This is a genomic window from Micromonospora sp. WMMA1996 (assembly GCF_002573675.1).
Classification (GTDB): Bacteria; Actinomycetota; Actinomycetes; order Mycobacteriales; family Micromonosporaceae; genus Micromonospora; species Micromonospora sediminicola.
On the sequence record NZ_PDHU01000001.1, the window covers coordinates 3,734,979 to 3,759,727 of the forward strand.

Consider the following 24,749-nt stretch of genomic DNA (forward strand, 5'->3'; position numbering starts at 1 on the left):
CAGGTCGAAGGGCCCCGTGCGGGCCGGCCGGGCATGACCGAGGATGGAGCGGGCAACCCCACCCGGGTGTCCCGGGTGTCAGGCACGATGGGGAGAGACAGGAAAGGTCGTGACGATGAGCCACGAGACGCCGGCTACCGATCGCCCGCTGACCACCGCGCTCGCGGAGGCCGCCGGAATGGCCGGCCACGCCCCCTCGGTGCACAACACGCAGCCGTGGCACTGGACGGTCCTGCCCGACGCGCTGGAGTTGCGGGTGGTCCGGGAACGGCACCTCAGCGCCATGGACCCGGAGGGCCGCCTGCTGGTGGTCAGCTGCGGCGCGGCGCTGCACCACGCCCGCACGGCGCTGGCCGCCGAGGGCTGGACCCCGGTGGTGGAGCGGCTGCCCGACCCGAACCAGCCCGACCTGCTGGCCCGGATCACCGGGCTGCGGCACACCGGCGCCGACCCCGACGCCATGCACCTCGTGCAGTGCATGCGGGTGCGGCACACCGACCGGCGGCCGGTCAGCGACGAGCAGATTCCCACCGCCGCGCTCGGCGACATCGACCGGGCCGCCACCGCCGAGGGCGTCAACCTGCAACTCCTCGACGACATGCAGAAGATCGAGCTGGCCGGCGCCGCCCAGCAGGCCGCCGCCGTCGAGGCGGACAGCCCGGAGCTGCGCGAGGAGCTCTCCTACTGGATCAACCGGGCCGGCACCGGCACCGGGCTGCCGCCGGAGGTGCTGCCCGACCAGCCGGCGCAGACCACCGTGCCGGGCCGCGACTTCGGCCACCCCGGTTCGCTGCCGATCGGCCCCGGCCACGACAAGGCCGCCGTCTACGCCATCCTCTGGGGCGCCGAGGACGAGCCGCTGAGCTGGTTGCGCGCCGGCGAGGCGCTCTCCGCCGCCTGGCTGGCCGCCACCCGCCACGGGGTGTCCCTGGTGCCGCTGTCCGGCGTGGTGGAGGTCGACGGCACCCGCGAGGTGCTCCGGCAGATGCTGGCCGGGCTCGGCTTCCCCTACCTGAGCATGCGGCTCGGCGTGGCCGACCCGACGCACGCCGGCCCGCCGCACACCCCGCGCCTGGAGGCCGCGCAGACCGTCGACACCTCGGCGGTACGCGACCAGTTGTCCTGACGGGGCTCGTCGGCGTACGCCACCGGGCGATAGCATCGCCCGGTGGCCGCCGCACCGAACCCCCGGAACGAGCACGTCACGCCGTCGCTCGGGCTGACCCCGCTGTCCCGGGTCCGCCTCGACGAGCTGCTCCAGGAGATGCTCGACCGCGTCGGCGAGGTGGTGACCAGCCGGGAACGCCTCCGCGCGCTGCTCGACGCGGTGGTCGGCATCGGCTCCGACCTCGACCTGCGCAGCACCCTGCAACGGATCGTGCAGTCCGCGTGCGACCTGGCCGGCGCCCGCTACGGCGCGCTCGGGGTGATCGGCCCCGACCGGATGCTGCACGACTTCATCGTCCACGGGATCAGCCCCGAGCTGCACGCGAAGATCGGCGAGCTGCCGCACGGCCGGGGCGTGCTGGGCCTGCTCATCGACCACCCGAAGCCGGTGCGCATGCCGGACATCACCCAGCACCCGAACTCGTACGGCTTCCCCCCGCACCACCCGCCGATGCACAGCTTCCTCGGCGTCCCGGTGCGCATCCGCGACCACGTCTGGGGCAACCTCTACCTGGCCGAGAAGCAGGGCGCCGCCGAGTTCACCGACGACGACGAGGAGATCGTGGTGGCGCTCGCCGCCGCGGCCGGCGTGGCGATCGAGAACGCCCGCCTCTACGCGCTGGCGCACCGCCGCGAACGCTGGCTCGCCGCCGCCGCCGAGATCACGTCGGTGCTGCTCGGCGAGGTGCGCCGCACCGACGCGCTGACGCTGGTGGCCCGCCGGGCCCGCGAGGTCGCCGAGGCCGAGCTGGCCCTGGTGCTGCTCTACGACGAGGACGAGGCGCAGTTCACCGTCGAGGTGGTCGACGGCACCGACCCGGTCGCCCGGGAACTGGTCGGCACGGTGCTGCCGGCCGACGAGACCAGCTTCGCCGGGGCGGTCACCGAGGGGCGGCACGAGCAGGTCGACGACCTCGCCGCCGCGGCGCCCTGGCCCCGGCCGGTGATCGCCGGCCCGGCGGTGGTGTCCCCGCTGGCCGCCGCCGACACGCTGCACGGCGTGCTGGTGATCGCCCACCGGCCCGACCACGGCCCGGCCGCCGACGACGACCTCGCCCTGCTGGCCAGCTTCGCCGGGCAGGCCGCGCTGGCCATGGAACGGGCCCGCGGGCAGGAGGAACGGGAACTGCTGGTGGTCCTGGAGGACCGCGAGCGGATCGCCCGCGACCTGCACGACGTGGTCATCCAGCGGCTGTTCGCCACCGGCCTGCAACTGCAGAGCGGGGCGATGAACGCCCGCCCCGAGGCGGCCAAGCGGATCAACCAGGCGGTCGACGACCTGGACGCCACCATCCGCGACATCCGCCGCACCATCTTCGAGCTGCGCACCCCGATGAGCGCGGCGCTGCGCACCGAGATCCGCGAGGCGATCGAGGTGGCCGCCGAGTCGCTGGGGTGGCGACCCGAGCTGGAGCTGGTCGGCCCGATCGACAGCGCCGTCCCGGACGAGCTGCGCCCCGAACTCACCGCCGTGCTGCGCGAGGCGCTGTCCAACGCCGTACGCCACGCGCACGCCGACCGGGTGGCGGTGCGGGTGGCGGTGGACGCCGGGCGGGTCGACGTCACGGTCACCGACGACGGGGTCGGCTGCGACCCGGAGGCGGCCCGCAGCGGCCTGGTCAACCTGCGGGAGCGGGCCGAGCGGCTGGGCGGGGAGTTCACGCTGCGCCGGGTGGAGCCGCACGGCACCGAGCTGCGGTGGAGCGTCCCGCTGGACTGACCGGGGTCAGTGGGTCTTGCCGAGCAGCCGGGTGGCCAGCACCGCCGCCTGGGTACGCCGCTCCAGACCCAGCTTCGCCAGCACGCTGGAGACGTAGTTCTTCACCGTCTTCTCGGCCAGGAACATCTTGCCGGCGATCTCCCGGTTGGTGAGCCCCTCCGCCACGTACTCCAGGATCCGCCGCTCCTGCTCGGTGAGCGACTTCAGCTCCCGGGGCTGCTCCACGCCGCTGCGGATGCGCTCCAGCACCCGGGTGGTGATCGCCGGGTCGAGCAGGGACTGCCCCGCCGCCACCCGGCGGACGGCGTCCACCAGGTCGGTGCCGCGGATCTGCTTGAGCACGTAGCCGGCGGCACCGGCCATGATCGCCGCGAACAGCGCCTCGTCGTCCTCGTACGAGGTGAGGATCAGCCCCTTGATCGACGAGTCGACGGCCCGCACGTCCCGGCAGACGTCGATGCCGTTGCCGTCGGGCAGCCGGGCGTCGAGGATCGCCACGTCGGGGCGGAGCGCGGGGATGCGCCGCGCCGCCTCCTGGGCGAGGCCGGACTCGCCGACCACCTCGATGTCGCCGCTGCTCTGCAGCAGGTCGGCAAGGCCACGACGGACGACCTCGTGGTCGTCGAGCAGGAACACCCGGATCATCCGTCCTTTCTACCGGCTCCCCCGCAGCGGCGCACGGGTCGAAGGTCCCGACCGTCCCGCGTCGCCGGGCCGGTCGGACCTCCCCAGGTGGGGACCTCCGGCCCTGCTCACGGCGCACGCCGGTGACGCACCGTGGGGGTGGACCGACCGGCCGGCCGGGCACCGCACGGAGGGAGCACGACCATGACGACCGGATACACCGTCCCGCAGCTGCGGGCCGCGGTCGCCGACGCGGTACGCGCGCCGTCGCTGCACAACACCCAGCCGTGGCGGTTCCGGCTGCACGACGGCGGCATCGAGGTCGCGGTCGACCCGCTGCGCGGGCTGCCGGCCACCGACCCCAGCGGCTGGGGCGCGCGGATCGCCTGCGGGGCGGCCCTGTTCAACCTGCGGCTGGCGCTCGCCGTGGCGGGCACCCCGGCCACAGTCCGGCTGCGCCCGTACCCGGCCGACCCGGACGTGGTGGCCCGGCTGGTGCCCGACGTGCCGCGCCGGCCCACCCCGACCGAGCAGAGCCTGTACGCGGCGATCGGCCGCCGGTTCAGCAACCGGGCCCCGTTCTGGCCCGACCCGGTGCCGGCCGAGGCCCGCTGGCGGCTGGGCGAGGCGGCCCGGGCCGAGCAGTGCTGGCTGGAACTGGTCATCGGCACCAGCGCGGTCAACGCGCTCGCCGAGGTGGCCCGCAGCGCGCACCGGGTGCTGGAACGCGACCCGGCGTACGTGGCCGAGCGGGTGGAGTGGATCCGCTCGGAGCCCTCGCCCGACGGGGTGCCCGCCGTGGCCGGCGGGCCGCAGAGCGAGCCGCAGGACCTGCTGCCGCAACGCGGATTCGGCGGCCGCAACCGCGCCCCGGGCCGGGACTTCGAGCCGGAGCCGCTGGTCGCCGTGCTCGGCACCGCCGGCAACACCGCCACCGACCAGGTCGTCGCCGGGCAGGCGTTGCAGCGGGTACTGCTCACCGCAACCGACGCCGGGCTCAGCGCCTCGATGCTCTCCCAGCCGATCGAGGTCCCGGCGGCGCGGGAGGCGCTGCGGCTGTCCCTGGGCCGCTTCGGCACCCCGCAGATGGTGATGCGGGTCGGGTACGGCCAGCCGGGCCGCGCCACCCCGCGCCGCCCGGTCGAGGAGGTGCTCGACCTGCCGGTCGTGCCGGCCTGACCCGCACCACCCGGCCGCAGCGACAGCGGTCGATCCGGTGGTACGGTGACGCCGGCATGGTCAGTTATCGGATCCTGGGCCCGCTCGAGGTGACCCGGGCCGGGCAGCCGGTCCCGCTGCGCAGCCCCCGACAGCGGACGGTCCTGGCCGTCCTGCTGGTGCACGCCGGCCGCGTCGCCTCGCTGGACGTGCTGCTCGCCGCGCTCTGGGGCGACGACCCGCCGGAGACCGCCGTCGGCCAGGTGCAGACGCTGATCTGGCGGTTACGCGGCGCGCTCGGCGACGCCATCGACACCCGACCCGGCGGCTACCGCCTCACCGTCGCCCCCGCCGACCTCGACGCCACCGTGTTCACCGCCACCGCCGCCGAGGCCGCCGCACTGGCCGCCGCCGGGCAACCGGCCGAGGCGTCCCGCCGCTACGGCGACGCGCTCGACGCCTGGCGCGGGCCGGTGCTGGCCGACGTGCGACTGCCCGCCCACCCGGGGGTCGCGGGCTTCCACGCCGCCGTGGCCGAGCTGACCGAGCAGCGACTCGCCGTCGAGCGGGACCGGATCGACGTCGAGTTCGGCCTCGGCCGGCACGTCGAGCTGATCCCCCGGCTGTACCGCATGGTGCGCGACGAACCACTCCGGGAGGAGCTGCGGGAACGACTGATGCGGGCGCTGCACCGGGCCGGTCGGCGGGCCGAGGCGCTGGAGGTCTACCGGCAGGGTCGCGCCGCCGGTGTCGCCGCCCTGGGCCTGGAACCCGGCCCGTCGTTGCGGGCGCTGCACGGGCGCATCCTCGACGGGGACCCGCTGCCCGACGACGCCGGCCCGCCCCCACCCCCCGCCGCCCAGCTGCCGATGGACGCCCCCGACTTCGTCGACCGGGGCGAGGTGGCCGCCGGCCTGGTGGCCCGGCTGACCGCCGAGCCGGGCACCGCGCCGCGGGTCGTCGCCGTGTCCGGCGTCGCCGGCGGCGGCAAGACCACCCTCGCCGTCCACGTGGGACACCGGGCGCGGGCGGCCTTCCCCGACGGGCAGCTCTTCGTCGACCTGCGGGGCGGCGGCGAGCCCCTCGACCCGGGCGCGGTGCTCGGCCGGTTCCTCCAGGCCCTCGGCGAGGAACCCCGCGCCGTGCCCGCCGGCACGGACGACCGGGCCGCGCTGTTCCGCGCCCGCACCGCCGGGCGACGACTGCTGGTGGTGCTGGACAACGCGGCCGGCGAGAACCAGGTCCGCCACCTGCTGCCCGCCGAACCCGCCTGCGCGGTGCTGATCACCGCACGGCGCCGGCTCACCGCCCTGCCCGGCGCCGTCCACGTCGACCTGGGCATCTTCACCCCCGAACAGGCCGTGGACCTGCTCCGGCACGCCCTCGGCCCGGCCCGGGTGGCCGGCGAGCACGCCGACTGCCTGCGCGTCGCCGAACGCTGCGGCCACCTGCCGCTGGCCATCCGCATCGCCGCCGCCCGGCTCGCCGCCCGCCCGCACTGGCCGGTACGGCGGCTCGCCGACCAGCTCGCCGACGAACGCGCCCGGCTGGACGTGCTGCGCACCGGCGACCTGGCCGTCCGGTCCAGCCTGGCCACCAGCTACCAGGAGCTGACCGCCGAGGAACGCCGGCTGCTGCGCCTGCTCGGCGCGGTCAACCTGCCCCGGGTGCCACCGTGGGCCGCCGCCGCCCTGCTCGACCTGCCGCCGGCCGCCGCCGAGGAACTCACCGAACGGCTGGTCGAGGCGCGGCTGGTCGACGTCGACCCGACCGGCTACCGGCTGCACGACCTGGTCCGGGCGTACGCCGGGGAACTCGGCGCCGTGGAGGAGCCGGCCGAGGCCCGCCGGGCGGCGCTGGGCCGGCTGGTCGGCGGCTGGCTCACGCTGACCGACGAGGCGTACCGGCGTACCCCTGGCGGTTTCCGGCGCGGCGCGGCCGGCACCGCCCCGCGCTGGTCCGGATGGACGCCGGCCGACCTGGAGGTGTTGCTCGCCGACCCGGTGGCCTGGTTCGAGGCGGCGCGCGGCCACCTCACCGGCGCGGTCCGCCGGGCCGCGTCCGCCGGGCTCGACGAGGCCGCCTGGAACCTGGCGAACACCCTCGGCCGCTTCCACGAGCTGCGGGAGCACCTGGACGACTGGGACGTCACCACCCGCCTGGCCCTCGACGCGTGCGAGGCCGCCGGCAACGAGACCGGACGGGCCTGGCTGCTCCGCGCCCGCGGCGAGCGACATCTCAACCTCGACCGGCTGGACGACGCGCTGGACTGCCTCGACGCGGCGCTGGCCGGCTTCGAACGGCTCGACGAACGGGCCGGGCAGGCGTTGGCGCTCCGCGCCGCCGGCACCGCGCACCGGCTGCGTCACGACGACGCGGCGGCGATGACCGCGCTGGGCCGGGCCGAGACGGTCACCGTCGAGCTGGGCGACCTGACCGGGCAGGCGCAGGTCCTGTTCGGACTCGGCGCCGCGCACCGGGTCGCCGGGCGCGCCGGCGCGGCCGAGAGCGCCTTCCGTGCCGCGCTGGCGCTGTTCCGCCGGCTCGACGACCGGTTCGGTGAGGCGTACACCTCCACCAGCCTGGCCCTGGTCCTGGGTCGCGACGGCGCGGACGCGGACGCGGCCCGCCTGCTGCGCCGCGCGCTGGCGCTCTGCCGGGAGCTGGGCTACCGGCGGGGCGCGGCCATCTCCCTGGGCCACCTCGGCGACCTGCACCTGCGCACCGGCGAGTACGACCGCGCGGTGACCGAGCTGACCGAGGCGGTCGCCGGCAGCCGGGAGGTCGGCGACGGCATCGGCGAGCTGATCGCGCTGCGTCGCCTCGGGGCGGCCCACCTCGCCCTGGGCCGGCTTCCGGCGGCCCGGTCGGCGCTGCACGGCTGCCTGGCCCTGTGCCGCGAGCACGGCGAGGACCAGGAACGCGAGCGGGCGCTGCGGCTGCTCGGTGAGGCCGGGGCCCGAACCGGGGACGGCGAGGCGGAGCGGAGCGCGAGCGCGGTGAGAGCGGGGTGAGAGGACCCGGCGGCCGGCGGACGGCACGGTGAGGGCCGAACCGCATCGGACCAGGGGAGGCTCCCGATGACCGACCGCACCACCACAGCACCGGCCGACGCGACCGGGATGTCCCGTCGTCGGTTCCTCGGCGGCGTCGGGGCGTCCGCCGCCGCGCTGAGCGCCGGCGGCGTGCTCGGCGCCGCCACGCCGGCGTCCGCCGCCTACTACATGAAGTGGGGCGCGGTGGTCTCGCCGGGCAGCGCGACCAACAACATCGACTTCGCCCGCAAGGTGGACCTGCTGCGCCGGATGCGCCCCCAGACCGCCCGGATCTCGATGTTCTGGGGCGACCCGAACCGCCGCCAGTTCAGCGACGGGCAGCTCGACGCGCTGCGGAGTACCGGCCTCACCGAAATGATCATCCAGTCCTCGGAGGATCCCGACCCGGGCCTGGCGCGCCGCCAGCTGGATCTGCTGCTGCCCTACGTGGACGCGCACCCGGACACGCTCTTCGTCTGGGAGATCGGCAACGAGCCGGACTGGCACCAGCCGGACAACCCGTGGCTGGCCCGGTGGAACCGGCTGGCGACCATCCGCGACAACAAGCCGGCCCAGGACCGGGGCAACCTGCTCTGGGCGATCAACATGCCGGCCGGGCGCTGGAACGGCGACGGCTCCGGGTTCACCTTCGGCAGTTCCGGACGCTGGTTCGACGCGTTCGTCCGGGACACCGGCGACGGGCTGGGCGCGCTGCTCACCGGCCCGTACCGCCCGGACGTGGCCACCGTGCACTGCTACAGCTCCAGCTATCTGACCCGGGGCGCGGACGGCGGCGGCGAACGCAACCCGTACAAGATGATCGACTACGTCCGGGGCTGGAACCCGGGCATCAGCATGAAGATCACCGAGGCCGGCATCGACGGGGCGAAGTCCGACCGCGGCTACCGCTACGTCAACTTCGGCTCGTCCGTGGCGAACGAGACGTCCGGGCAGGTGGACAGCGTCTGCTTCTACGGCCTGCCCCCGGCCGAACGGGAGTACGGCATCTGGGAGGCCGAGGCCAGCCAGATCGGCACCCACCCCTAGCGGCCGTGTCACGGGCCGCGCCGCAGACCGGCCGGATCCGATGACACGGACCCCGGGGCGCGCCGCCGGGTGCGACGGCGGCGTGCGGGGAAGCGGCGGGGCCGCCGGGACCCGGCCCCGCCGCACCCGGCCCCTCGACCCAGGTGACCGGCAGGCGTGCGTCAGGCCGCCGGGGTGGCCAGCAGTGCCGCCTCCCGCTCGGGTGCCAGACCCACCGGTGCGCGCGCCGGCCGGCCCGCCCGAGCCGGGACCCGGCCGACCTCGCGCAGCCACCGCCAGGTGTCGGCGACGGTCTCGGTGACCTGCCGGCAGACCAGACCCGCCGCGTACGACCGCTCGACGTCGCGCTCCTGCAACCAGCGGTACTCGTGCCCGCGCGGCACCCAGATCGGCAGGTCGTTCCACGGCTCCACGCCCGCCGCGAGGATCGGCTCCGGCTGCGTCCAGCGCAACGTCGCCCCCGACCCGGTCACCGCCACCGCCGCGTCGAGCAGCTCACCCATCGTCGCGTGCCCGGTGCGACCGACCACGTTGTACGCCCCGCCGACGCCCTCGACCCCCCGATCCAGCATCCACACCGCCAGGTCGCGGACGTCGACGTACTGCACCGGGAGGTCCCGCGGCCCCGGCGCCAGCACGTCGCCGCCCCGCGCCACCCGGTGCAGCCACCACGGCAGCCGCCCGATGTCCTCCCCCGGCCCGAGGATCAGGCCGGCCCGCACCAACAGCGCCCGGTCCCCGAACACCCGCACCGCGGCCCGCTCCCCGCCGGCCTTGTTCCGCGGGTAGTCACCGTCGTCCGCGTCCGGCTCGGCCGCGACGGTCGGCGCCTCCTCACCGGTGCCGAGTCCGACCGGCGGCGCGTACACCGAGCCGCTGGAGACGTAGACGTAGTGCGGCACCGCCCCGACCAGGGCCCGCGCCGCGTCCCCGACCGCCCGGGGCGCGCCGTCCCAGGTGTCCACCACCAGGTCCCACTCGCCGCCGGCGAGCGCGGCCAGACCGTCCGACGCGGTGCGGTCACCCCGCAACCGGTGCACGCCGGCCGGCACGTCCCCGTGGATCCCCCGGTTGAACACGGTCACCGACCAGCCCCGGCGCACCGCCTCGGCCACCACCGCTCCACCGACGAATCCCGTACCACCCAGCATCAGCAGTCGCATGCGTCCCAGCCTGCCCGCCGGTCCCCCGTTCCGGACAGTCGCGTCTGCCAACGGCAGAACACGAGATCACGCCCACCACCCACGCCCACCGGGCGGTGACCTTCCCGGTCCGGGCGGCGTGCATCCCGGGGACCTGCGGCACCGGGACCTGCCGTCTCCTGACGACGCCCCTTTCCGGGCCCGGTGTTGGGTTGATCGACTTCATCGCGGGGAGGTGGCGACATCAAGGCCCCGCCCGACCCGCCACCTCCCCGACCTGGCGGTCCATCCGTGCCTGCGGGCGCAGATTTTGCGTGCGGCTGTCCGTTTCTGTGGGAGATCTTGGAAGTTCGGGGTCCCTCGGGGGGCCGTTTTCTTCCAAGATCTCGGCGAGCGGGCGGGCGAGCGGGGATTTGGCGTTCAGCCCGCGCCGGGCGGTGGGGAGGGAAGGGAGCGCACAGGCAGTGCGTCCGTGTTCCGGAGACGTCCCGGCGCCGGTGGTACGTGAGGGGTGTCTGCCAGGTCGGGAGGCACCCATGGCGTTCCACTGACGGGGTTGGCGGGCGCTGGGTGGAACGTGGTGGGTGTCTCCGCGGCCGGGAGGCACCCATGGTGTTCCACTCGCGGGGTTGGCGGCCGGTGGGTGGAACGTCATGGGTGTCTGCGGGATCGGGATGCGCGCGGTCTCCACCCGCCCGGGTGCGTGGACTGGGGTGGCTTGTCCGGTTCGGTGGTGGTGGGCGGCACCCCGGGCGTGGAATCGGCGGCGGGTCGGCGGCGTTGTAGACGGGTGAACGACCGAGCAGGCAGCGAGCCCCCGAGCCGCCGCCCCGCCCACGGGAATGACGGTGGGCGGACGGTCGTTACACATCATCCCGGCGCCGCGTGCAGGCCCCCCGCCCCGCGAGCCAGCCGGACATCCCCGGCCCCGTGAGCCGGCCCCCAGCCCTCACGAGCCAGCCGGATCCCCCTTCAAGACTTTTCGCGCGCCTGACGGTGCCCACCCCCCCGGTGTGTTGACCCCCGAATGGAGCCCCCTCATGAACACGATCCTGCGCAAGAGCATCCTCGGTATCGCTGGTCTGGCCTTCACCGGTGGCGTCTTCGCCGGTCCGATCGCCGCCCACACCGACACCCCCGCCCACGCCGCCGCCAAGCCCGTCGCGGTCGCCACCGTGCAGGGCGAGCAGTCCCGCATCGACCTGAACGACGAGCAGCTGGCCAACGCGAAGGCGATCATCGCCGCGACGAAGAAGGCCGGCCTGCCCGAGCGGGCCGCGGTCATCTCGATCGCCACCGCCCTGCAGGAGTCGAAGCTGGAGAACCTCGGCCACCTTGGCGACCGCAATGACCACGACTCGCTGGGCCTGTTCCAGCAGCGCCCCTCCTCGGGTTGGGGCACGCCGGAGCAGATCACCGACCCCGAGTACTCCACCCTGGCCTTCCTCAAGGGCCTGAAGCAGGTCGACGGCTGGGAGAAGATGCCCCTGACCGACGCCGCGCAGACCGTCCAGGTCTCCGCCTACCCCGACGCGTACGCGCAGTGGGAGAAGCAGGCCACCGACATCGTGGCCCAGCACTGGACCAAGTAAGACCAACGCGAAAGGCCGGCACCCCCGAACCCGGGGTGCCGGCCTTCGCGCGTACCGGAAGGGGTCAGGCCGGCGGCAGGACGAACGTCCACGTGGTGGTGGTCGTGCTGGCGGCGGCGGCCGTAGCGGTCAGACCGCCGTAGCTGCCCACCGGCACGCTGCTGCCCGAGTCGGCGAGCAGCCCGGTCACCCGGCCCCCGCCGCTCTGCGAGCTGTTGCTGCGGACCGCGACGCCGGCCGGCGGGGTGAGGCTGGTGGAGGTGCCGTCACCGTGCAGCCAGTACGACACGGCCCAGCTCTGCGCGACGGTCACCGGCGCGTACGGGGTGATCCGGCTGGCGCTGCTGGCCGGGTCGGTGGCCCGGGCGAAGACCGGCGCGCCCGGCCGGACGCCCCGGTAGGCGGCCACCACCAGGTTGCCCTTCGCCTGGCCGTCGAGGGTCACCTTGACCGGTGTCCCCGCGTCCCCGGCGACCGCGGTCTTCGACCAGGCGGTCGTGGTGGCGAAACCGCCGTCGAGCCGGTCCAGACGGGTCCAGCCGGTCACGCCGGTCGGCTCGCCGGTGCCGGTGTGGGTGTTCTGGCTGAGCAGGAGCAGCAGCGTGTCACCCGGCTGCACGGACGCCGGGACGGTCACCGTGTGGCTGGTCCAGTTGGTGTTCGCGGTGGCCTGGCCGACGAAGGAGATCCGCTCGGCGACCGGCGCGACGGTGACATCGACGGTCGCCGTGCCGGTGGCGCCCCGGTCGTCGGTGACCGTGAGCGTGACCGGGTAGGTGCCGGCCGTCGCGTACGTGTGGGAGGTGGTCGGCACGGAGACGGTGTCGGCGGTCCCGCCGTCGCCGAAGTCCCAGCGGTGGTCCTGGATCGCGCCGTCTGCGTCGGTGGAGCCCGCGCCGGAGAACGTGCACACCAGCCCGGAGCAGGACGGCGCCAGGTCGGCCACCGGCGCCTGGTTGGCCGGACCGCCGGAACCCTTCAGGATCTTGATGTAGTCGATGTCGCCGGCGAAGTAGTCGCAGGTGACCTTCGTACCGTCGCACTGGCTCTTGCCACCGACGGAGACCTGCCACGTGTTGGCGATGGTGCCGGTCGGCCCGGTCAGCCGGCTGGTCCGGACACCGTCGACGTACATCTCCACGTACGTGGACGTGCGGTTGCAGGTCACCGTGTGCCACTGGCCGTCGGCGATCGACACTCCGGTGTAGCCGGTGCGCGAGGCGCCGTCACCGCCCCGGAACAGGCACCTCGGCTTGCCGCTGGGCGCCTCGAACTTCCAGTAGCCGCCGACCGCGTTGCCCTGTCCCTTCTGGAGGATGTTGCCGAAGGAGTGGGTGGTGCGGTAGCGGATGGTCACCGAGAAGTCCCCGGCGTCGGGGTTGAAGTCGGTGCTGTGCGGCACCAGGTCCACGTGCTCCGGCACGTACTCCTGGTCGGGCGGCAGGTGGGTGGCGAACCGGTGGGCGGTGGCGCCGGCGTAGAGCGCGCCGGTGACCACCTCGCCGCCCACCGCGCCGTGCCGGCCGTTGCCGCTGCTGTCCCTCAGCACGGTCGACGACGCCGGCTCGTCCATGCTCCAGAACGCCACGGTGCGGGTCGCGGTGGCCTGCGCCGGCGTGGCCCCCACCGTCACCCCGGCCGCCGCGACGACCACCGCCACGCCCAGCCGGGCGGCCGTGCGCCGCCATCGTCCCTGCCCGATCGTCCCCATGTGACCGCCTCCCTGCGTATCGGGCCTCACCCTGACACGCGGCGGTCGAGCGCTCCATAACCCGCACGGTGGACCCGTACCGGGTCCTCGGTGGGTTGGGCTGACCGATGTGGCCGGTCTTGTCCGGCCGGTGGGAGATGTCCGCCGGTCGAGCGGCGGTCGGGGAGAACGAGTGGGCGATACTGGGTTTGAACCAGTGACCTCTTCCGTGTCAAGGAAGCGCGCTCCCACTGCGCCAATCGCCCGGGCGGTTCGCGAGCGGACGACGGGATTCGAACCCGCGACCCTCACCTTGGCAAGGTGATGCGCTACCAGCTGCGCTACGTCCGCGTCGTCACCGGCTGCGCCGGCGACGGGGGAAACTCTACCCGATGCCAAGATCGCCCTGCGGCAGCCCCCCGGCCACGGTGATTGCGCTGCTCGACCCCGGGGTACTGGGCGATGCGACAGCACAACCATCCCCCCGAAGGAGGCTGTCATGGGTATCGGTACGAGCATCTTCCTGATCGCGGTCGGCGCGATCCTCACCTTCGCGCTCAACGCCAACGTCGGCGGGGTCGACCTCGACGTCGTCGGTTGGATCCTGATGGCGGCCGGCGTGCTCGGCCTCATCATGACCACGCTGGTCTGGGGCCGGCGCCGCCAGGTGGTCACCACCACCGAGCAGCCGGTCGAGTACCGCCGGGTCGAGGAGCGCCGGGACGTCGCCCCGCCGATGTGAGGCGAGCCGGGGGCCGACGGAGCTGATCGGTCCCCGGACCGGCCCGGACGGGGGCGCCAGGTGGCGCCCCCGTCCGCGTGCCGGGATCAGTCCCGCATCAGCTCGTTGATCGTCCCGTAGTCGAGCGCGTCGGCCAGCGCCCCGTACGTGCCGTCGCCGAGGGCCTCCACGGCCGCGCGCCGGGCCACCGCGTACGCCGCCTCGGCCACCGCCGAGCCGAGGCTGACCCGGGCCACCCCGAGACGCGCCAACTCCGCCACCGGCGGCGCGCCCGGCCCGGCCAGCACGTTCAGGGGTGCGGGGATCGCCGCCACCAGCGCCGCCACGGTCTGCGGGTCGACCGTCCCCGGCACGAAGACACCGTCCGCGCCGGCGGCCAGGTAGGCCTCGGCCCGCGCCACGGTCTCCGGCACCCCGCCGACGCCCCGGAGGAAGGTGTCCACCCGCGCGTTCAGGTACAGCGGAACGCCGGCGCGGTCGGCCGCGGCGCGGACCGCGGCGAGCCGGGCGCACTGCTCGTCGACCGGGCGCAGCGGCCCACCTCCGTCGTGTCGGGCGTCCTCGACGTTGACGCCGACGGCGCCGGCCGCGAGCACCGCGGTGACGGTCTCGGCGACGTCGTCGGGGCGGGCGCCGTACCCGGACTCGATGTCGGCGGTGACGGGCAGGCGTACCGCGGCGGCGACGCGGCGGATCACGTCGACGGCGGTCTCCCGGGCGAGCGCGTCGCCGTCCGGCGCGCCGCGACTCCATGCCACGCCGGCGCTGGTGGTGGCGACCGCGCGGGCGCCGGCGGCGGCCACGATCCGGGCGCTCGCCGCGTCCCAGGCGTTGACCAGGACCAGCGGCTCGCCGGGCACGTGCAGGCTGCGGAACTGTCGGGCTCGGATGTGCTGTTCGTTCACCCGGTCAGTCTCGGTGGGGGTCGGCCGGTCGCCGTATTGTTTCAGTCCTGGCTGAAACGAAGGGGGCGGTGTGGTCGCGATCGGCCTGTCGGCGGGCGCCGTGGCGCGGGTCCGGTTCGCGCTCTCCGGCCTGTGGGAGGTGATGGCCGGAGTCCGGGTGCTCCGCGATCCCGGCCGGCACGCGATCCACCTGCCCTGGGCCGCCCGGGTCCGGCCGCGGTTGGCCGACGCGGGGCTGCTCGACCCGGAGGCCGGCCTGCTGTGGCGTCTGGTGCCGGCGGCCCCGGGCTACCTGCCGGACTTTCTCACCCCGCCGCCGGCCGGCCTGGACCCGGACCTGGCCGAGGAGCTGGCCACGCTGCGCGCCACCCGCCCCGAGGTGGTCCGCGCCCACCTGGACCTGCTGCCCGGTCCCCGCCCGGCGGTGGTGGCCGCCCTGTACGCCGATCCGGTCGCCGGGCTGGCCCGGCTGGCCGCCGAGATCGACGCCTACTGGCGGCTGGCCGTCGCCGACGACTGGCCCCGGATCCGGGCGGTGCTCGACGCGGAGGTCTTCCACCGGGCCCGCCGGATGGCCGAGGACGGCACCGCCGGCCTTCTCAACGACCTGCACGAGTTGGTCCGCTGGGAGGGCGACGCGCTGCTGGTCAGCCAGCGGCACTGCCCGGCGCCGGACGTACCCGAGGGGGGTGGTCTGGTCCTGGTGCCCTCGGTGTTCGTCTGGCCGTCGGTGCTGAGCATCGCGGCCGGGGACGTCTCCCAGCTGGCCTATCCGGCGCGCGGTGTCGGCACGCTGTGGGAGACCCCGGTGCGCGCGCCGGACGCGCTGGGCGCGGTGCTGGGCCGGGGCCGGGCACGGCTGCTGGCGGCGCTCGACGCGCCGCGGTCGACGACGGAGCTGGCCCGACGGACCGGGCTCTCCCCGGCCGGGGTGTCGCAGCACCTCACCGCACTGCGGGCCGCCGGCCTGGTGGTGACCCGGCGCCAGGGCCGATCGCTGCTGAGCAGTCGGACCGCGGTGGCGGAGGCGTTGCTGGGCGCTTCGGCCTGAACGAGGGAACGAGAAAGGCCGTGTCGAGTGTTCGACACGGCCTTTCCGATGGTGGGCGATACTGGGTTTGAACCAGTGACCTCTTCCGTGTCAAGGAAGCGCGCTCCCACTGCGCCAATCGCCCTCGTCAACTGCCGAGGTGGAGACGGGATTTGAACCCGTGTACACGGCTTTGCAGGCCGTTGCCTCGCCTCTCGGCCACTCCACCGAGGTTGCCCCCGACATGCGTGGCGGCATCTCCGAGCGGACGACGGGATTCGAACCCGCGACCCTCACCTTGGCAAGGTGATGCGCTACCAGCTGCGCTACGTCCGCACGCCCCCGGTTGTTTTCCGGTGACGGATGAGAACTTTAGCCGAGCCCGGGAACGGTTGCCAAATCGGGTCCCCTCCCGGCGCGTCCGGGGCGGTGGGCGTCGAACCTCCCGTAGGGCTTCCTAGGAGCCTGGGCAAGCCGCCGCGGAGTCGGCCGAGAAGCGCGTCCACCTGCGGATCCAGACCGGCGGGTGGAGTGTCCGGCATCCGACTGTCCCACCGCCGACCGGCCGCTCAGGTAACTCCTCGTGGTCATTCGGATGGGTTACGGTAACCGCGTGACGAGACGTGCCGCCGAGATCCGCCTGGACGCGCTGCTGCGCACGGCCTGCGAGGTGATCGCGGAACGAGGGCTCGCCAACACCCGCACCGCCGACGTGGCCGAGGCCGCCGGGGTGAGCCAGGCGCTGGTGTTCTACCACTTCGCGACGAAGGACCGGCTGCTCGCGCAGGCCTTCGCGTACGCGGTGGAGCAGGACCTGGCCCGGCTGGACGCGGTGCTCCGCTCCTCCGCCCCGCCGTTGGCGAAGCTGCGGCGGATGCTCCGGCTCTACGCGCCGACCGGCCGCTCCACCTCCTGGTCCATGTGGATCGACGGCTGGTCCGAGTCGCTGCGGACGCCGGAGCTGGAGAAGCTCTCCCGCCGGCTGGACCTGCGGTGGCGGCAGGACCTGGCGTCGGTGATCAGCGACGGGGTCGCCGACGGCACCTTCGACTGCCCCGACCCGGCCGGCGCCGCCTGGCGGATCAGCGCGGTGATGGACGGCCTGGCGGTGCAGCTCGCGGTGCACGAGCGGGTGATCACCCGCCGGCAGATCGCCGAGTGGATCCGCCTGGTCGCCGCCCGCGAGCTGGGCCTGGAACCCAGCCAGCTCGATTGAACCGCCCCGACCCCGAGTCCGCGTCCGCGTCGCACCGGAACGCGGACGCGAACTCCCCGGTCACCCCTGGGAGCGCGGGGCGGGCGCGGGGGGTTCGGGGAACGCGGGGCGGGCCGGGGACCGGGAGAGACGGGCGCGGGCCGGCGGGTGGACGTTGGCGGCGGAGAGGTCGCCGTCGTAGTGGGCCAGCACGCGGTGGTCCATGATCCGGCGCCAGACCGGGGGCACCAGCGCGGCGACCACCATGGTGGCGTAGCCGGCGGGCAGCTGCGGCGAGGCGTCGAAGCTGCGCAGCGTCTGGTAGCGGCGCAGCGGGTTGGCGTGGTGGTCGCTGTGCCGCTGGAGCTGGAAGAGGAAGACGTTGGTGACCGTCCGGTCGCTGTTCCAGCTGTGCCGGGGATCCACCTTCTCGTAGCGACCCGCGGCGGTGCGCTGTCGGGCCAGCCCGTAGTGCTCCAGGTAGTTGACCACCTCCAGCAGGGAGAAGCCGACCACCGCCTGGAGGACGAGGAACACCAGCACGCCGGGGCCGAACGCCACCGCCAGCGCGGCGTAGAGCAGCACGGTCATGGCCCAGGCGTTGAGCACGTCGTTGCGCCACGTCCACGGGTTGCGGCCACGCAGGCGGAACCGCCCGGTCTCCAGCCGCCAGGCCGAGCGCAGGCTGCCCCAGACCGTACGCGGCCAGAACGCCCAGAACGTCTCGCCCAGCCGTGAGCTGGCCGGGTCCTCGGGGGTGGCGACCCGGGTGTGGTGGCCGCGGTTGTGCTCGACGTAGAAGTGCCCGTACCCGGTCGGCGCCAGGGCGATCTTGGACAGCCAGCGTTCCGCCCGCTCCCGCTTGTGGCCCAGCTCGTGCGCGGTGTTGATGGCGATGCCGTCCACCACCCCGACGGTGGCGACCAGGCCGGCGGCCGCCCACCAGGAGAGCCCGCCGGCGGCCCACACGGCGCAGCACAGCACCAGGGCGGCGTACTGGGCGGGCAGGTAGAGGTAGGTGAGCCAGCGGTAGTAGCCGTCCGCCTGCAACGCCGGCACCGCCTCGTCCGGCGGGTTCTCCCGGTCGTCGCCGATCAGCAGGTCGATCACGGGGATGAGGCCGAAGACCACGGCGGGGGTGAGCCACCAGGCCCACCCCGCGTCCGTGGCGTGCCAGACCGACCAGGCCACGAACGGCAGCACCGGGACGAGCAGGGCGAGCGGCCAGAGCGGTTTGCGGGTGTCCCGCCACGGAACGGTGTCGGTGCGCATCAACGGACTCCGATCGGTCGACTCCTGAACCGACTGTGGCATCCGTCACGCATTTTTACAAGAGCGAGTTTTTTGTAAAGCGGATCACCCCTAGCGACCCCTACCTTCAGTGACGGTTAACTATGCGCACGGTTATCGTCGGACCATCCCGGAGAGCGCTCCCGGCCCCACCCCACGGCCGGCCCTTCCCGCACGCCCGCGCCGGCGGCCCGCAACGTACCCGCCGCGCCCGTGGCCCGGCGCACGCCCGCCGCGGTCCGACGAACGGAGACCGAACGCATGTCGCTGCAGACCACCGGCACCCCCGAGCTGAGCGTGGTGATGCCGACCTTCCAGGACCCGCACTGCCTGGAGCTGACCCTGCGGGCGCTGGCCCGCCAGACCCTTCCGCCGGACCGCTTCGAGGTCGTCGTGGTGCGCGACGGCGGATCCCCCGACGGCTACCCGGAGGCGCTGGCCGCCGGCGCGGGCCTGCGCCTGCGGCTGGTGGAACTCGCCGAGCGACGCGGCCGCGCGGGCGTGCGCAACGAGGGCGTCCGGCACGCCGCCGCGCCGCTGCTCGTCTTCCTCGACGCCGACTCCTGGTCCCTGCCCGACCTGCTGGAACGGCACCTGACCCACCACCGGGAGCCGGGCCACCCGGAGGTGCTGATCGGACGCCGGGACGACATCGGGCTGGCGCACCTGCCCGCCGTGCTGCGCGACGACCCGGCCGCGATCCCCCGCCTCTCCCCGCACGGCGGCGACATGCGGTTCCCTCCCGACGGCGTGCCGGACCAGCGGCGGGACTGGCTGGAGGTGGGCTGGACCGTCGCGTACACCCACAACATCTCGCTGAGCCGGGAGCTGTTCGACCGGGTCGGCGGCTTCCGCGAGGAGTTCGCGCTGAGCTACGGCATGGAGGACATCGAGCTGTTCTACCGGGTGGACCGGGCCGGGGCGAGCTTCGGGTACGACGACGACGCCCGCGTCGTCCACCTGCCGCACCACCGCAACATGGGTCGCAACTGGGCCGAGATGATGGCGAACACGCGCTCGATCACCGCGCTCTACCCGTGCCTGGAGTGGGAGTTCCTCAGCGTCATCGTCGGCCCCGAGGCGGTCAAGCGGATCCTGCTCTTCCGCTCGCTGGTGCGCGCCTGCGTCGAACGGTCGACCTGCGCGATCGGACCCGCCGTGGCCCGGCTCGCCGACCGGCTCCCCGGCCCCCGGGTGCTCTGGGTGGGCACCGGGTCCGCCGACGCCGGACTGAGCGCGTCCGCGGTGACCTTCGACTACGCCGCGCCGGTCGGCCCGACCAACTTCCACCTGATCGGCCTCGCACCGCCGCTCGCGCCGGGCAGCCTCGACGCGGTGGTCAGCGTGGACTTCTGGCGCTACCTGCTCTGGCCGGAGCTGTGCCAGTTCGTCAACTCGTCGCTGCTGCTGGCCGGCGAGGTGCACCTGGTCGCCACCGACGCGAGCGCGCCGCAGATGTGCGCCACCGACGCGGACACCCTGGCGTACCTCGGTCGGTCGCTGGCCGCGGAGTTCGCCGTCGAGCGGCAGGAGGTCGAAGGGCTGGGCACGGTGCTGTCGCTGCGGCCGGCGGCGACCGTCGGCGCGCCCGCGTACGCCGGGGCGGCGGCGTCCGGCTGAGGCCGGTCAGCGCCAGCGTCGCCGGGTCCGCCGCCGCTCGAACGACGGCGGCAGGTCCTCCTCCACCCCGTCGGCGGTACGCAGCAGGCGGCGCATCCGCAGCAGGAGTCCGGCCCCGAGGAAGAGCAGCAGGCCACCGAGCAGGAAGGCGGCCTGCACCACGCCGAACCCTCCGGTGGCGGCGACCGGACGGCCGGCCGCGCCCGGCGGTGGCGGCTCGACCACCGCCGCGTCGGTCGGCTCCTCCGTCACCGGGTCCTCGGTGGCCGGTTCCTCGCTGGGCGGGTCGGTCGGCTCGGCGCTCGTCGGGGTCGGCTCCGGCGTCGGCTCGGCCGCCTCGCCCACCACCTGGCGCGAGGCGGTCCGCCGGGCCAGCAGCCGCGACTGCGGGTCGTACGCCTCCGCGGCGAAGCTGACCCGGCCGCGCCCGACGTCCTCGGCGAAGGCCACCCGGTAGCGGGCGGTCACCGTGCGCCCCGGACAGAGCACCCCCGGGTCCAGCTCCCGGTCGGTCAGCCGGGCGGTGTCACCGTCGGCGCGGATCTCCAGCGGGAACGAGCCGGTCTCCTCGACCCGGTCCACCTTCACCTGGTCCAGCCGCAGGCCGTCCACCCGCAGCAGCATCGACCAGCGCACCTTGACGCACTCCGAGCGGGCACCCCGGTCGGACCGGGACACCACCGCGGAGAGCGTCTCCACCCGGTCGCCGGCGGTGAACTCGTCGGGCAGGCCGCTCAACTCCGTGGAGAACGCGGCCGCCGCCCGTGCCGGCGCCGCCCCGCCGTAGCCGGCTCCCGCCAGACAGGTCAGCACCAGCCCGATCCGCAGCGCGTGCCGCCACCCGCTCACCACGCCTCCCTCACCTCGGTCGTATCCACCCGCAACGCTAGGAGCGGCCCCGGCCGGCCGGTAGACGGGCGTGTTCGCACCGGTCGGCAACATCGGGGGTCCCTTTCACCGAGGGTGGTGAACCGGTCACCGCCGACCGGCGACACGCCCGAGATCGGCGCGTCGACCGCGGTGGGACACAATCGGTCGGTGTCCGAACTGTCCGCCGCGTTCGTCCGGCTGCACGCCCGTCTGGCCCCGGTCGCCTTCGTCCCCGAGGTGCGGTTGCACCAGGCCGACGAGCCGATCGGCCTCTGGGAGCTGACCGAGGGCGAGTTCCGCAGCGCCCAGCCGCCGCCGTTCTGGGCCTTCGCCTGGGCCGGCGGCCAAGGCCTGGCCCGCTATGTGACCGACCACCCCGAGCTGGTCGCCGGCCGCCGGGTCCTCGACCTGGCCTCCGGCTCCGGCCTGGTCGCCATCGCCGCCGCCCGGGCCGGCGCGGCCGCCGTCCGGGCGGTCGAGGTGGACGAGCGGGCCGTCGCGGCGGTCGCGCTCAACGCCGAGGCCAACGGGGTACGCGTCGACGCCGAACTCGGCGACATCCTCGACTCCGACGCCGGCGACGCCGAGGTGGTGCTGGCCGGGGACGTCTTCTACAGCGAGGCGATGGCCCGTCGGATGCTGCGCTTCCTGCTCCGGGCCGCCCGGGCCGGAGCGCGGGTGCTGGTGGGCGACCCGGGCCGGGCGTTCCTGCCCCGCGAGCGTTTCCACGAACTGGCCGCGTACGACGTGCCGGTGTCCGAGGCGCTGGAGAGCGTACGGGTGAAGCGCACCACCGTCTGGGAGCTGGACCCGAACCCGCCGGGAGCGCGCCGGTAGCGTCGGCGCGTGCTGTTCCGGGGCTGGGGGAGGTCCGTCGACGGACCGTGGCCGGACCTGGCCACCGTGGTCGACCACGTCGGCGTGCCGCACCTGGTGGTGACCCGGCACGCGCTGGTGCGCCGGGTGCTCGCCGACCCGGTGACGTTCCGGCCGGACAACGCGCTCGACGCGGTGACCCCGATCCCGGTGGCCGCGCTGCGGGTGCTCGCCGCGCACCGGTTCCGGTTGCCGCCGACGCTGGCGAACAACGGCGGCGCCAGCCATCCGGAGATCCGGGGCATCGTCGCCGACGCGCTGCACCCGCACCGGGTGGCCGCCCAACGTCAGTGGCTGACTGCGCTGGTCCGCGAGCGGGTGGCCGGGCTGACGGCCGCGCTCGACGCCGGCCGGCCCGTCGACCTGCACGCCGACCTCGCCGCCGACCTGCCGCTGCTGGTGCTGGCCCGGCTGGTCGAGCTGCCGGACGCGCCGGTCGGCGCGGTCAAGGACTTCGCCCGGGCCGCGCTGGAGTTGTTCTGGGCGCCGCTGGACGCCTCCCGGCAGCTCGCGCTGGCCGCCGAGGTGGGCCGGTTCCACACCGTGCTGCGCGGGTTCGCCGCCACCGGGGGCGGGCTCGCCGCGCGGCTGCGTACCGCCGGGCACTCCCCCGACGTGGTGGTCGGCGCACTGTTCTTCCTGCTCGTCGCCGGCCAGGAGACCACCTCGCAGTTCCTCACCCTGCTGCTGCACCGGCTCACCGGCGAGCCGGCGGTACGGGCCGGGCTGCGCGCCGGTGAGATCGGCGTGGACGACGTGGTCGAGGAGGGGCTGCGGCTGGAGCCGCCGATCGTCACCTGGCGGCGGGTGGCCGCCGTCGACACCACGCTGGGCGAGACGCCGGTGGCGGCGGGCACCAGCGTGGTGGCCTGGCTGGCCCGGGCCGGCCGGGACCCGGCCGTGGTCGCCGCGCCGGGCGAGTTCCGCCCGGGACAGCCCGGTTCCCGCCGGCACCTGGCCTTCGGCGCCGGCCCGCACCGCTGCGTCGGCGCGCAACTGGCCCGGATGGAGGCCGCCGTGGTGGTCGCCGAGGCCACGCCGCTGCTCGACGGCGTGACAGTGGTCCGTCCACCGTGGTGCCCGGACAACCTCACCTTCCGGATGCCGGACGCGTTCGTGGTCCGCCGCGCCTGACCGCGCGGCGTTCCGCGCCTGAGCCCGCGCGGCGTTAAAAGGGGGCCCTTCCTCTACCGGAGGCGTTAAGAAGGGGCCCTTCCTTACAAAAGTCAGGGTGGGCGCCCGCCCTTCGGCAGCGGCGCCGCTCCGCCGCCGCCGCATAGCGTCCCCGCATGATCACACTTCGTGGGTTGACGAAACGGTTCGGCGGGGTGACCGCCGTCGACGACCTGACCGTCGAGATCCGCCCCGGCCAGGTCACCGGGTTCCTCGGCCCGAACGGCGCCGGCAAGTCCACCACCATGCGGATGGTGCTCGGCCTGGACCGGCCCACCGCCGGGACGGCGCTGGTGAACGGCCGGGACTACCGCACCCTGCGGCACCCGCTGTACGAGGTCGGCGCGCTGCTCGACGCCACCGGCGTGCACCCGGCCCGTTCCGGGGTGGCGCACCTGCGGGCGATGGCGCGCAGCAACGGCGTACCGGCCCGGCGGGTGGCCGAGGTGCTCGACCTGGTGGGCCTGGACGACCGCGCCGCCGGCAAGCCGGGACGGGCGCTGTCGCTGGGCATGGGCCAGCGGCTCGGCATCGCCGGCGCGTTGCTCGGCGACCCGCCGGTGCTGCTGCTCGACGAGCCGGTCAACGGGCTCGACCCGGACGGCGTGCGGTGGATCCGCGGGTTCACCCGGCGCCTCGCCGACGAGGGACGCACCGTGCTGATCTCCAGCCACCTGATGAGCGAGATGCAGCAGACCGCCGACCGGGTGGTGGTGCTCGGCCGGGGCCGGCTGGTCGCGGACGCGCCGCTGGCCGAGCTGATCGCCGCGCGACCCGCCGCCTCGGTCCGGGTACGCGGGCCCGAGCCGGCCGCGCTCGCCGCGCTGGGCGACCGGCTGGCCGCCGAGGGCGCCACGGTCACCGCCGACGGGGACACGCTGACCGTGGTCGGCAGCACCGCCGGCCGGGTCGGCGACCTCGCGTACGAGCGGGGGGTGCGGCTGCACGAGCTGACCCCGATCGCGCCCTCCCTGGAGGAGGCGTTCCTGGAGCTGACCGCCGACAGCGTCGAGTACGCCGCCGGCCCGACCGAAGGCGGAACCCGATGACCACGCTGCCCACGCTCGACCCGACCCGCCCGGCGTCCCGACCGGCCCCGGCCGGCCACCCGCTCGCCGGCGCGGTGGCCGCCGAGTGGACGAAGCTCTGGTCGGTCCGCTCCACCTGGTGGACCCTGCTCGCGGCGGCGCTGACCATGGCGGCCACCAGCGCCCAGCTCGCCATCTACGCGGTCAACGCCAACACCGACGACGACCCGACGGTGAACCCGGGGGTGCTCGACGTCGGCGAGGTGGTGGCCGGCTCGCTGGAGCTGACCCAGTACGTCGTGCTGGCCCTGGGCCTGTTCACGATCACGAGCGAGTTCGCCACCGGCACCATCCGCACCACGCTGCGCTGCACCCCGTCCCGGGGCCGGGTGCTCGCGGCCAAGGCGCTCGTGGTCGGCGCGGTGACGTTCGGGGTGGGGCTGCTGCTCGGTGCCCTGGGCGCGGTGGTGGCCCGGCCGGTGCTGGGCGGATGGGGCCGGGCCCCGCTGGGCGGCACCGTGGCGGACGTGTTCGCCTGCGCCGCGTACCTGGCGCTGCTGGGCGTGCTGGCGCTCGGGCTGGCCGCGGCGCTGCGCGGCGCGGTGCTGACCCTGACCGTGCTGTTCGCCGCGCTGATGATCGTGCCGCTGTCGTTGCAGGAGCCGGACATCACCGTGCTCACCCGGATCGCCGACGCGTTCCCCGGCGTCGCGGGCAACCACTTCCTGGCCGGGGACACCGAGCCCTACCCGGCGGCCGTGGGGCTGCTGCTGCTCGCCGGCTGGGCCGCCGCCGCGCTGGCGCTGGGCCGGTGGGCACTGGCCCGGCGCGACGCCTGAGCGGGG

At 74.9% G+C, this 24,749-nt stretch carries 20 protein-coding genes and 5 tRNA genes; 14 read left to right on the top strand and 11 right to left on the bottom strand.

Going from position 1 to position 24,749, the window contains the following annotated elements:
- Positions 1–115 precede the first annotated feature (115 nt).
- Positions 116–1,126 (top strand): nitroreductase, encoded by a 1,011-nt coding sequence (locus COO58_RS17165; protein WP_098746413.1) that lies wholly within the window; start codon positions 116–118, stop codon positions 1,124–1,126.
- Positions 1,127–1,219: 93 nt separating this feature from the next.
- Positions 1,220–2,887, top strand: a complete 1,668-nt coding sequence (locus COO58_RS17170; protein ID WP_176558889.1) for a GAF domain-containing sensor histidine kinase — start codon at positions 1,220–1,222, stop codon at positions 2,885–2,887.
- A gap of 6 nt (positions 2,888–2,893) precedes the next feature.
- Here the strand turns inward: COO58_RS17170 and COO58_RS17175 are convergent, their stop codons facing one another.
- Complete coding sequence (locus tag COO58_RS17175; protein WP_091096280.1) at positions 2,894–3,532, bottom strand: response regulator transcription factor; 639 nt, start codon at positions 3,530–3,532, stop codon at positions 2,894–2,896.
- 183 nt (positions 3,533–3,715) lie between these two features.
- Between COO58_RS17175 and COO58_RS17180 the strand changes: the two genes are divergently transcribed.
- The 3 genes from COO58_RS17180 to COO58_RS17190 all read left to right on the top strand — a co-directional run bounded on the left by COO58_RS17180 (position 3,716) and on the right by COO58_RS17190 (position 8,751).
- Entirely contained in the window at positions 3,716–4,690 is a 975-nt protein-coding gene (locus COO58_RS17180) for a nitroreductase family protein (protein WP_091579194.1), read from the top strand.
- Positions 4,691–4,746: 56 nt separating this feature from the next.
- A complete protein-coding gene (locus COO58_RS17185) occupies positions 4,747–7,683 on the top strand; it encodes a BTAD domain-containing putative transcriptional regulator (RefSeq protein ID WP_098745725.1) in 2,937 nt (978 codons plus the stop codon).
- A gap of 66 nt (positions 7,684–7,749) precedes the next feature.
- Entirely contained in the window at positions 7,750–8,751 is a 1,002-nt protein-coding gene (locus tag COO58_RS17190; protein WP_098745727.1) for a hypothetical protein, read from the top strand.
- Between the two features lie 161 nt (positions 8,752–8,912).
- Here COO58_RS17190 and COO58_RS17195 read toward each other — a convergent pair whose 3' ends face one another.
- The gene (locus tag COO58_RS17195) at positions 8,913–9,914 is read right to left on the bottom strand and encodes an NAD-dependent epimerase/dehydratase family protein (RefSeq protein ID WP_098745728.1); all 1,002 of its coding nucleotides are present in this window, start codon (positions 9,912–9,914) and stop codon (positions 8,913–8,915) included.
- A gap of 1,019 nt (positions 9,915–10,933) precedes the next feature.
- Between COO58_RS17195 and COO58_RS17200 the strand changes: the two genes are divergently transcribed.
- Entirely contained in the window at positions 10,934–11,485 is a 552-nt protein-coding gene (locus COO58_RS17200) for a hypothetical protein (RefSeq protein WP_098745730.1), read from the top strand.
- Between the two features lie 64 nt (positions 11,486–11,549).
- Here COO58_RS17200 and COO58_RS17205 read toward each other — a convergent pair whose 3' ends face one another.
- The 3 genes from COO58_RS17205 to COO58_RS17215 form a co-directional block, all read right to left on the bottom strand.
- Positions 11,550–13,196 (bottom strand): PKD domain-containing protein, encoded by a 1,647-nt coding sequence (locus COO58_RS17205; RefSeq protein WP_098745732.1) that lies wholly within the window; start codon positions 13,194–13,196, stop codon positions 11,550–11,552.
- 173 nt (positions 13,197–13,369) lie between these two features.
- Positions 13,370–13,441, bottom strand: a tRNA-Val gene (locus tag COO58_RS17210).
- A 12-nt stretch (positions 13,442–13,453) separates the two neighbouring features.
- Positions 13,454–13,526, bottom strand: a tRNA-Gly gene (locus tag COO58_RS17215).
- 148 nt (positions 13,527–13,674) lie between these two features.
- Between COO58_RS17215 and COO58_RS17220 the strand changes: the two genes are divergently transcribed.
- Positions 13,675–13,917, top strand: coding sequence for a DUF6458 family protein (locus tag COO58_RS17220; RefSeq protein WP_091579214.1), 243 nt, complete (start codon positions 13,675–13,677; stop codon positions 13,915–13,917).
- A gap of 86 nt (positions 13,918–14,003) precedes the next feature.
- On the opposite strand, the gene COO58_RS17225 is transcribed toward COO58_RS17220, so the two are convergent.
- A complete protein-coding gene (locus COO58_RS17225) occupies positions 14,004–14,822 on the bottom strand; it encodes an isocitrate lyase/phosphoenolpyruvate mutase family protein (protein ID WP_098745734.1) in 819 nt (272 codons plus the stop codon).
- 70 nt (positions 14,823–14,892) lie between these two features.
- On the opposite strand from COO58_RS17225, the gene COO58_RS17230 reads away from it, so the two are divergent.
- Positions 14,893–15,873 (top strand): helix-turn-helix domain-containing protein, encoded by a 981-nt coding sequence (locus tag COO58_RS17230; RefSeq protein WP_218012363.1) that lies wholly within the window; start codon positions 14,893–14,895, stop codon positions 15,871–15,873.
- A gap of 49 nt (positions 15,874–15,922) precedes the next feature.
- Here COO58_RS17230 and COO58_RS17235 read toward each other — a convergent pair.
- The 3 genes from COO58_RS17235 to COO58_RS17245 all read right to left on the bottom strand — a co-directional run bounded on the left by COO58_RS17235 (position 15,923) and on the right by COO58_RS17245 (position 16,188).
- Positions 15,923–15,997 (bottom strand) — tRNA-Val (locus tag COO58_RS17235).
- A 13-nt stretch (positions 15,998–16,010) separates the two neighbouring features.
- Positions 16,011–16,081: transfer RNA gene (locus COO58_RS17240), tRNA-Cys, on the bottom strand.
- Between the two features lie 34 nt (positions 16,082–16,115).
- A tRNA-Gly gene (locus COO58_RS17245) sits at positions 16,116–16,188 on the bottom strand.
- A gap of 277 nt (positions 16,189–16,465) precedes the next feature.
- Between COO58_RS17245 and COO58_RS17250 the strand changes: the two genes are divergently transcribed.
- The gene (locus COO58_RS17250) at positions 16,466–17,068 is read left to right on the top strand and encodes a TetR/AcrR family transcriptional regulator (RefSeq protein ID WP_091583912.1); all 603 of its coding nucleotides are present in this window, start codon (positions 16,466–16,468) and stop codon (positions 17,066–17,068) included.
- Between the two features lie 60 nt (positions 17,069–17,128).
- Here COO58_RS17250 and COO58_RS17255 read toward each other — a convergent pair whose 3' ends face one another.
- Positions 17,129–18,319, bottom strand: a complete 1,191-nt coding sequence (locus COO58_RS17255; RefSeq protein WP_098745736.1) for an alkane 1-monooxygenase — start codon at positions 18,317–18,319, stop codon at positions 17,129–17,131.
- Positions 18,320–18,598: 279 nt separating this feature from the next.
- On the opposite strand from COO58_RS17255, the gene COO58_RS17260 reads away from it, so the two are divergent.
- Positions 18,599–19,957: a glycosyltransferase family 2 protein gene (locus tag COO58_RS17260; RefSeq protein WP_091579225.1), complete on the top strand. Its 1,359-nt coding sequence runs from the start codon at positions 18,599–18,601 to the stop codon at positions 19,955–19,957.
- Between the two features lie 6 nt (positions 19,958–19,963).
- On the opposite strand, the gene COO58_RS17265 is transcribed toward COO58_RS17260, so the two are convergent.
- Positions 19,964–20,806 carry a hypothetical protein gene (locus tag COO58_RS17265; RefSeq protein ID WP_091583917.1) on the bottom strand — a complete coding sequence of 281 codons (843 nt, stop codon included), beginning with the start codon at positions 20,804–20,806 and terminating at the stop codon, positions 19,964–19,966.
- A gap of 189 nt (positions 20,807–20,995) precedes the next feature.
- Between COO58_RS17265 and COO58_RS17270 the strand changes: the two genes are divergently transcribed.
- The 4 genes from COO58_RS17270 to COO58_RS17285 all read left to right on the top strand — a co-directional run bounded on the left by COO58_RS17270 (position 20,996) and on the right by COO58_RS17285 (position 24,743).
- Positions 20,996–21,664 (top strand): methyltransferase, encoded by a 669-nt coding sequence (locus COO58_RS17270; RefSeq protein ID WP_098746417.1) that lies wholly within the window; start codon positions 20,996–20,998, stop codon positions 21,662–21,664.
- 9 nt (positions 21,665–21,673) lie between these two features.
- A complete protein-coding gene (locus tag COO58_RS17275) occupies positions 21,674–22,837 on the top strand; it encodes a cytochrome P450 (RefSeq protein WP_098745738.1) in 1,164 nt (387 codons plus the stop codon).
- Positions 22,838–22,992: 155 nt separating this feature from the next.
- Positions 22,993–23,925 carry an ABC transporter ATP-binding protein gene (locus COO58_RS17280; RefSeq protein ID WP_091579232.1) on the top strand — a complete coding sequence of 311 codons (933 nt, stop codon included), beginning with the start codon at positions 22,993–22,995 and terminating at the stop codon, positions 23,923–23,925.
- A complete protein-coding gene (locus COO58_RS17285) occupies positions 23,922–24,743 on the top strand; it encodes an ABC transporter permease (RefSeq protein WP_091579235.1) in 822 nt (273 codons plus the stop codon). The genes COO58_RS17280 and COO58_RS17285 overlap by 4 nt, the downstream gene beginning before the upstream one ends.
- Positions 24,744–24,749 lie beyond the last annotated feature (6 nt).

Coding starts and splice junctions, on each gene's coding strand:
- COO58_RS17280 (WP_091579232.1), top strand. CDS start 22,993: ATGATCACACTTCGTGGGTTGACGAAACGGTTCGGCGGGGTGACCGCC.
- COO58_RS17255 (WP_098745736.1), bottom strand. CDS start 18,319: ATGCGCACCGACACCGTTCCGTGGCGGGACACCCGCAAACCGCTCTGG.
- COO58_RS17175 (WP_091096280.1), bottom strand. CDS start 3,532: ATGATCCGGGTGTTCCTGCTCGACGACCACGAGGTCGTCCGTCGTGGC.
- COO58_RS17185 (WP_098745725.1), top strand. CDS start 4,747: ATGGTCAGTTATCGGATCCTGGGCCCGCTCGAGGTGACCCGGGCCGGG.
- COO58_RS17165 (WP_098746413.1), top strand. CDS start 116: ATGAGCCACGAGACGCCGGCTACCGATCGCCCGCTGACCACCGCGCTC.
- COO58_RS17180 (WP_091579194.1), top strand. CDS start 3,716: ATGACGACCGGATACACCGTCCCGCAGCTGCGGGCCGCGGTCGCCGAC.
- COO58_RS17200 (WP_098745730.1), top strand. CDS start 10,934: ATGAACACGATCCTGCGCAAGAGCATCCTCGGTATCGCTGGTCTGGCC.
- COO58_RS17220 (WP_091579214.1), top strand. CDS start 13,675: ATGGGTATCGGTACGAGCATCTTCCTGATCGCGGTCGGCGCGATCCTC.
- COO58_RS17195 (WP_098745728.1), bottom strand. CDS start 9,914: ATGCGACTGCTGATGCTGGGTGGTACGGGATTCGTCGGTGGAGCGGTG.
- COO58_RS17205 (WP_098745732.1), bottom strand. CDS start 13,196: ATGGGGACGATCGGGCAGGGACGATGGCGGCGCACGGCCGCCCGGCTG.
- COO58_RS17190 (WP_098745727.1), top strand. CDS start 7,750: ATGACCGACCGCACCACCACAGCACCGGCCGACGCGACCGGGATGTCC.
- COO58_RS17260 (WP_091579225.1), top strand. CDS start 18,599: ATGTCGCTGCAGACCACCGGCACCCCCGAGCTGAGCGTGGTGATGCCG.
- COO58_RS17285 (WP_091579235.1), top strand. CDS start 23,922: ATGACCACGCTGCCCACGCTCGACCCGACCCGCCCGGCGTCCCGACCG.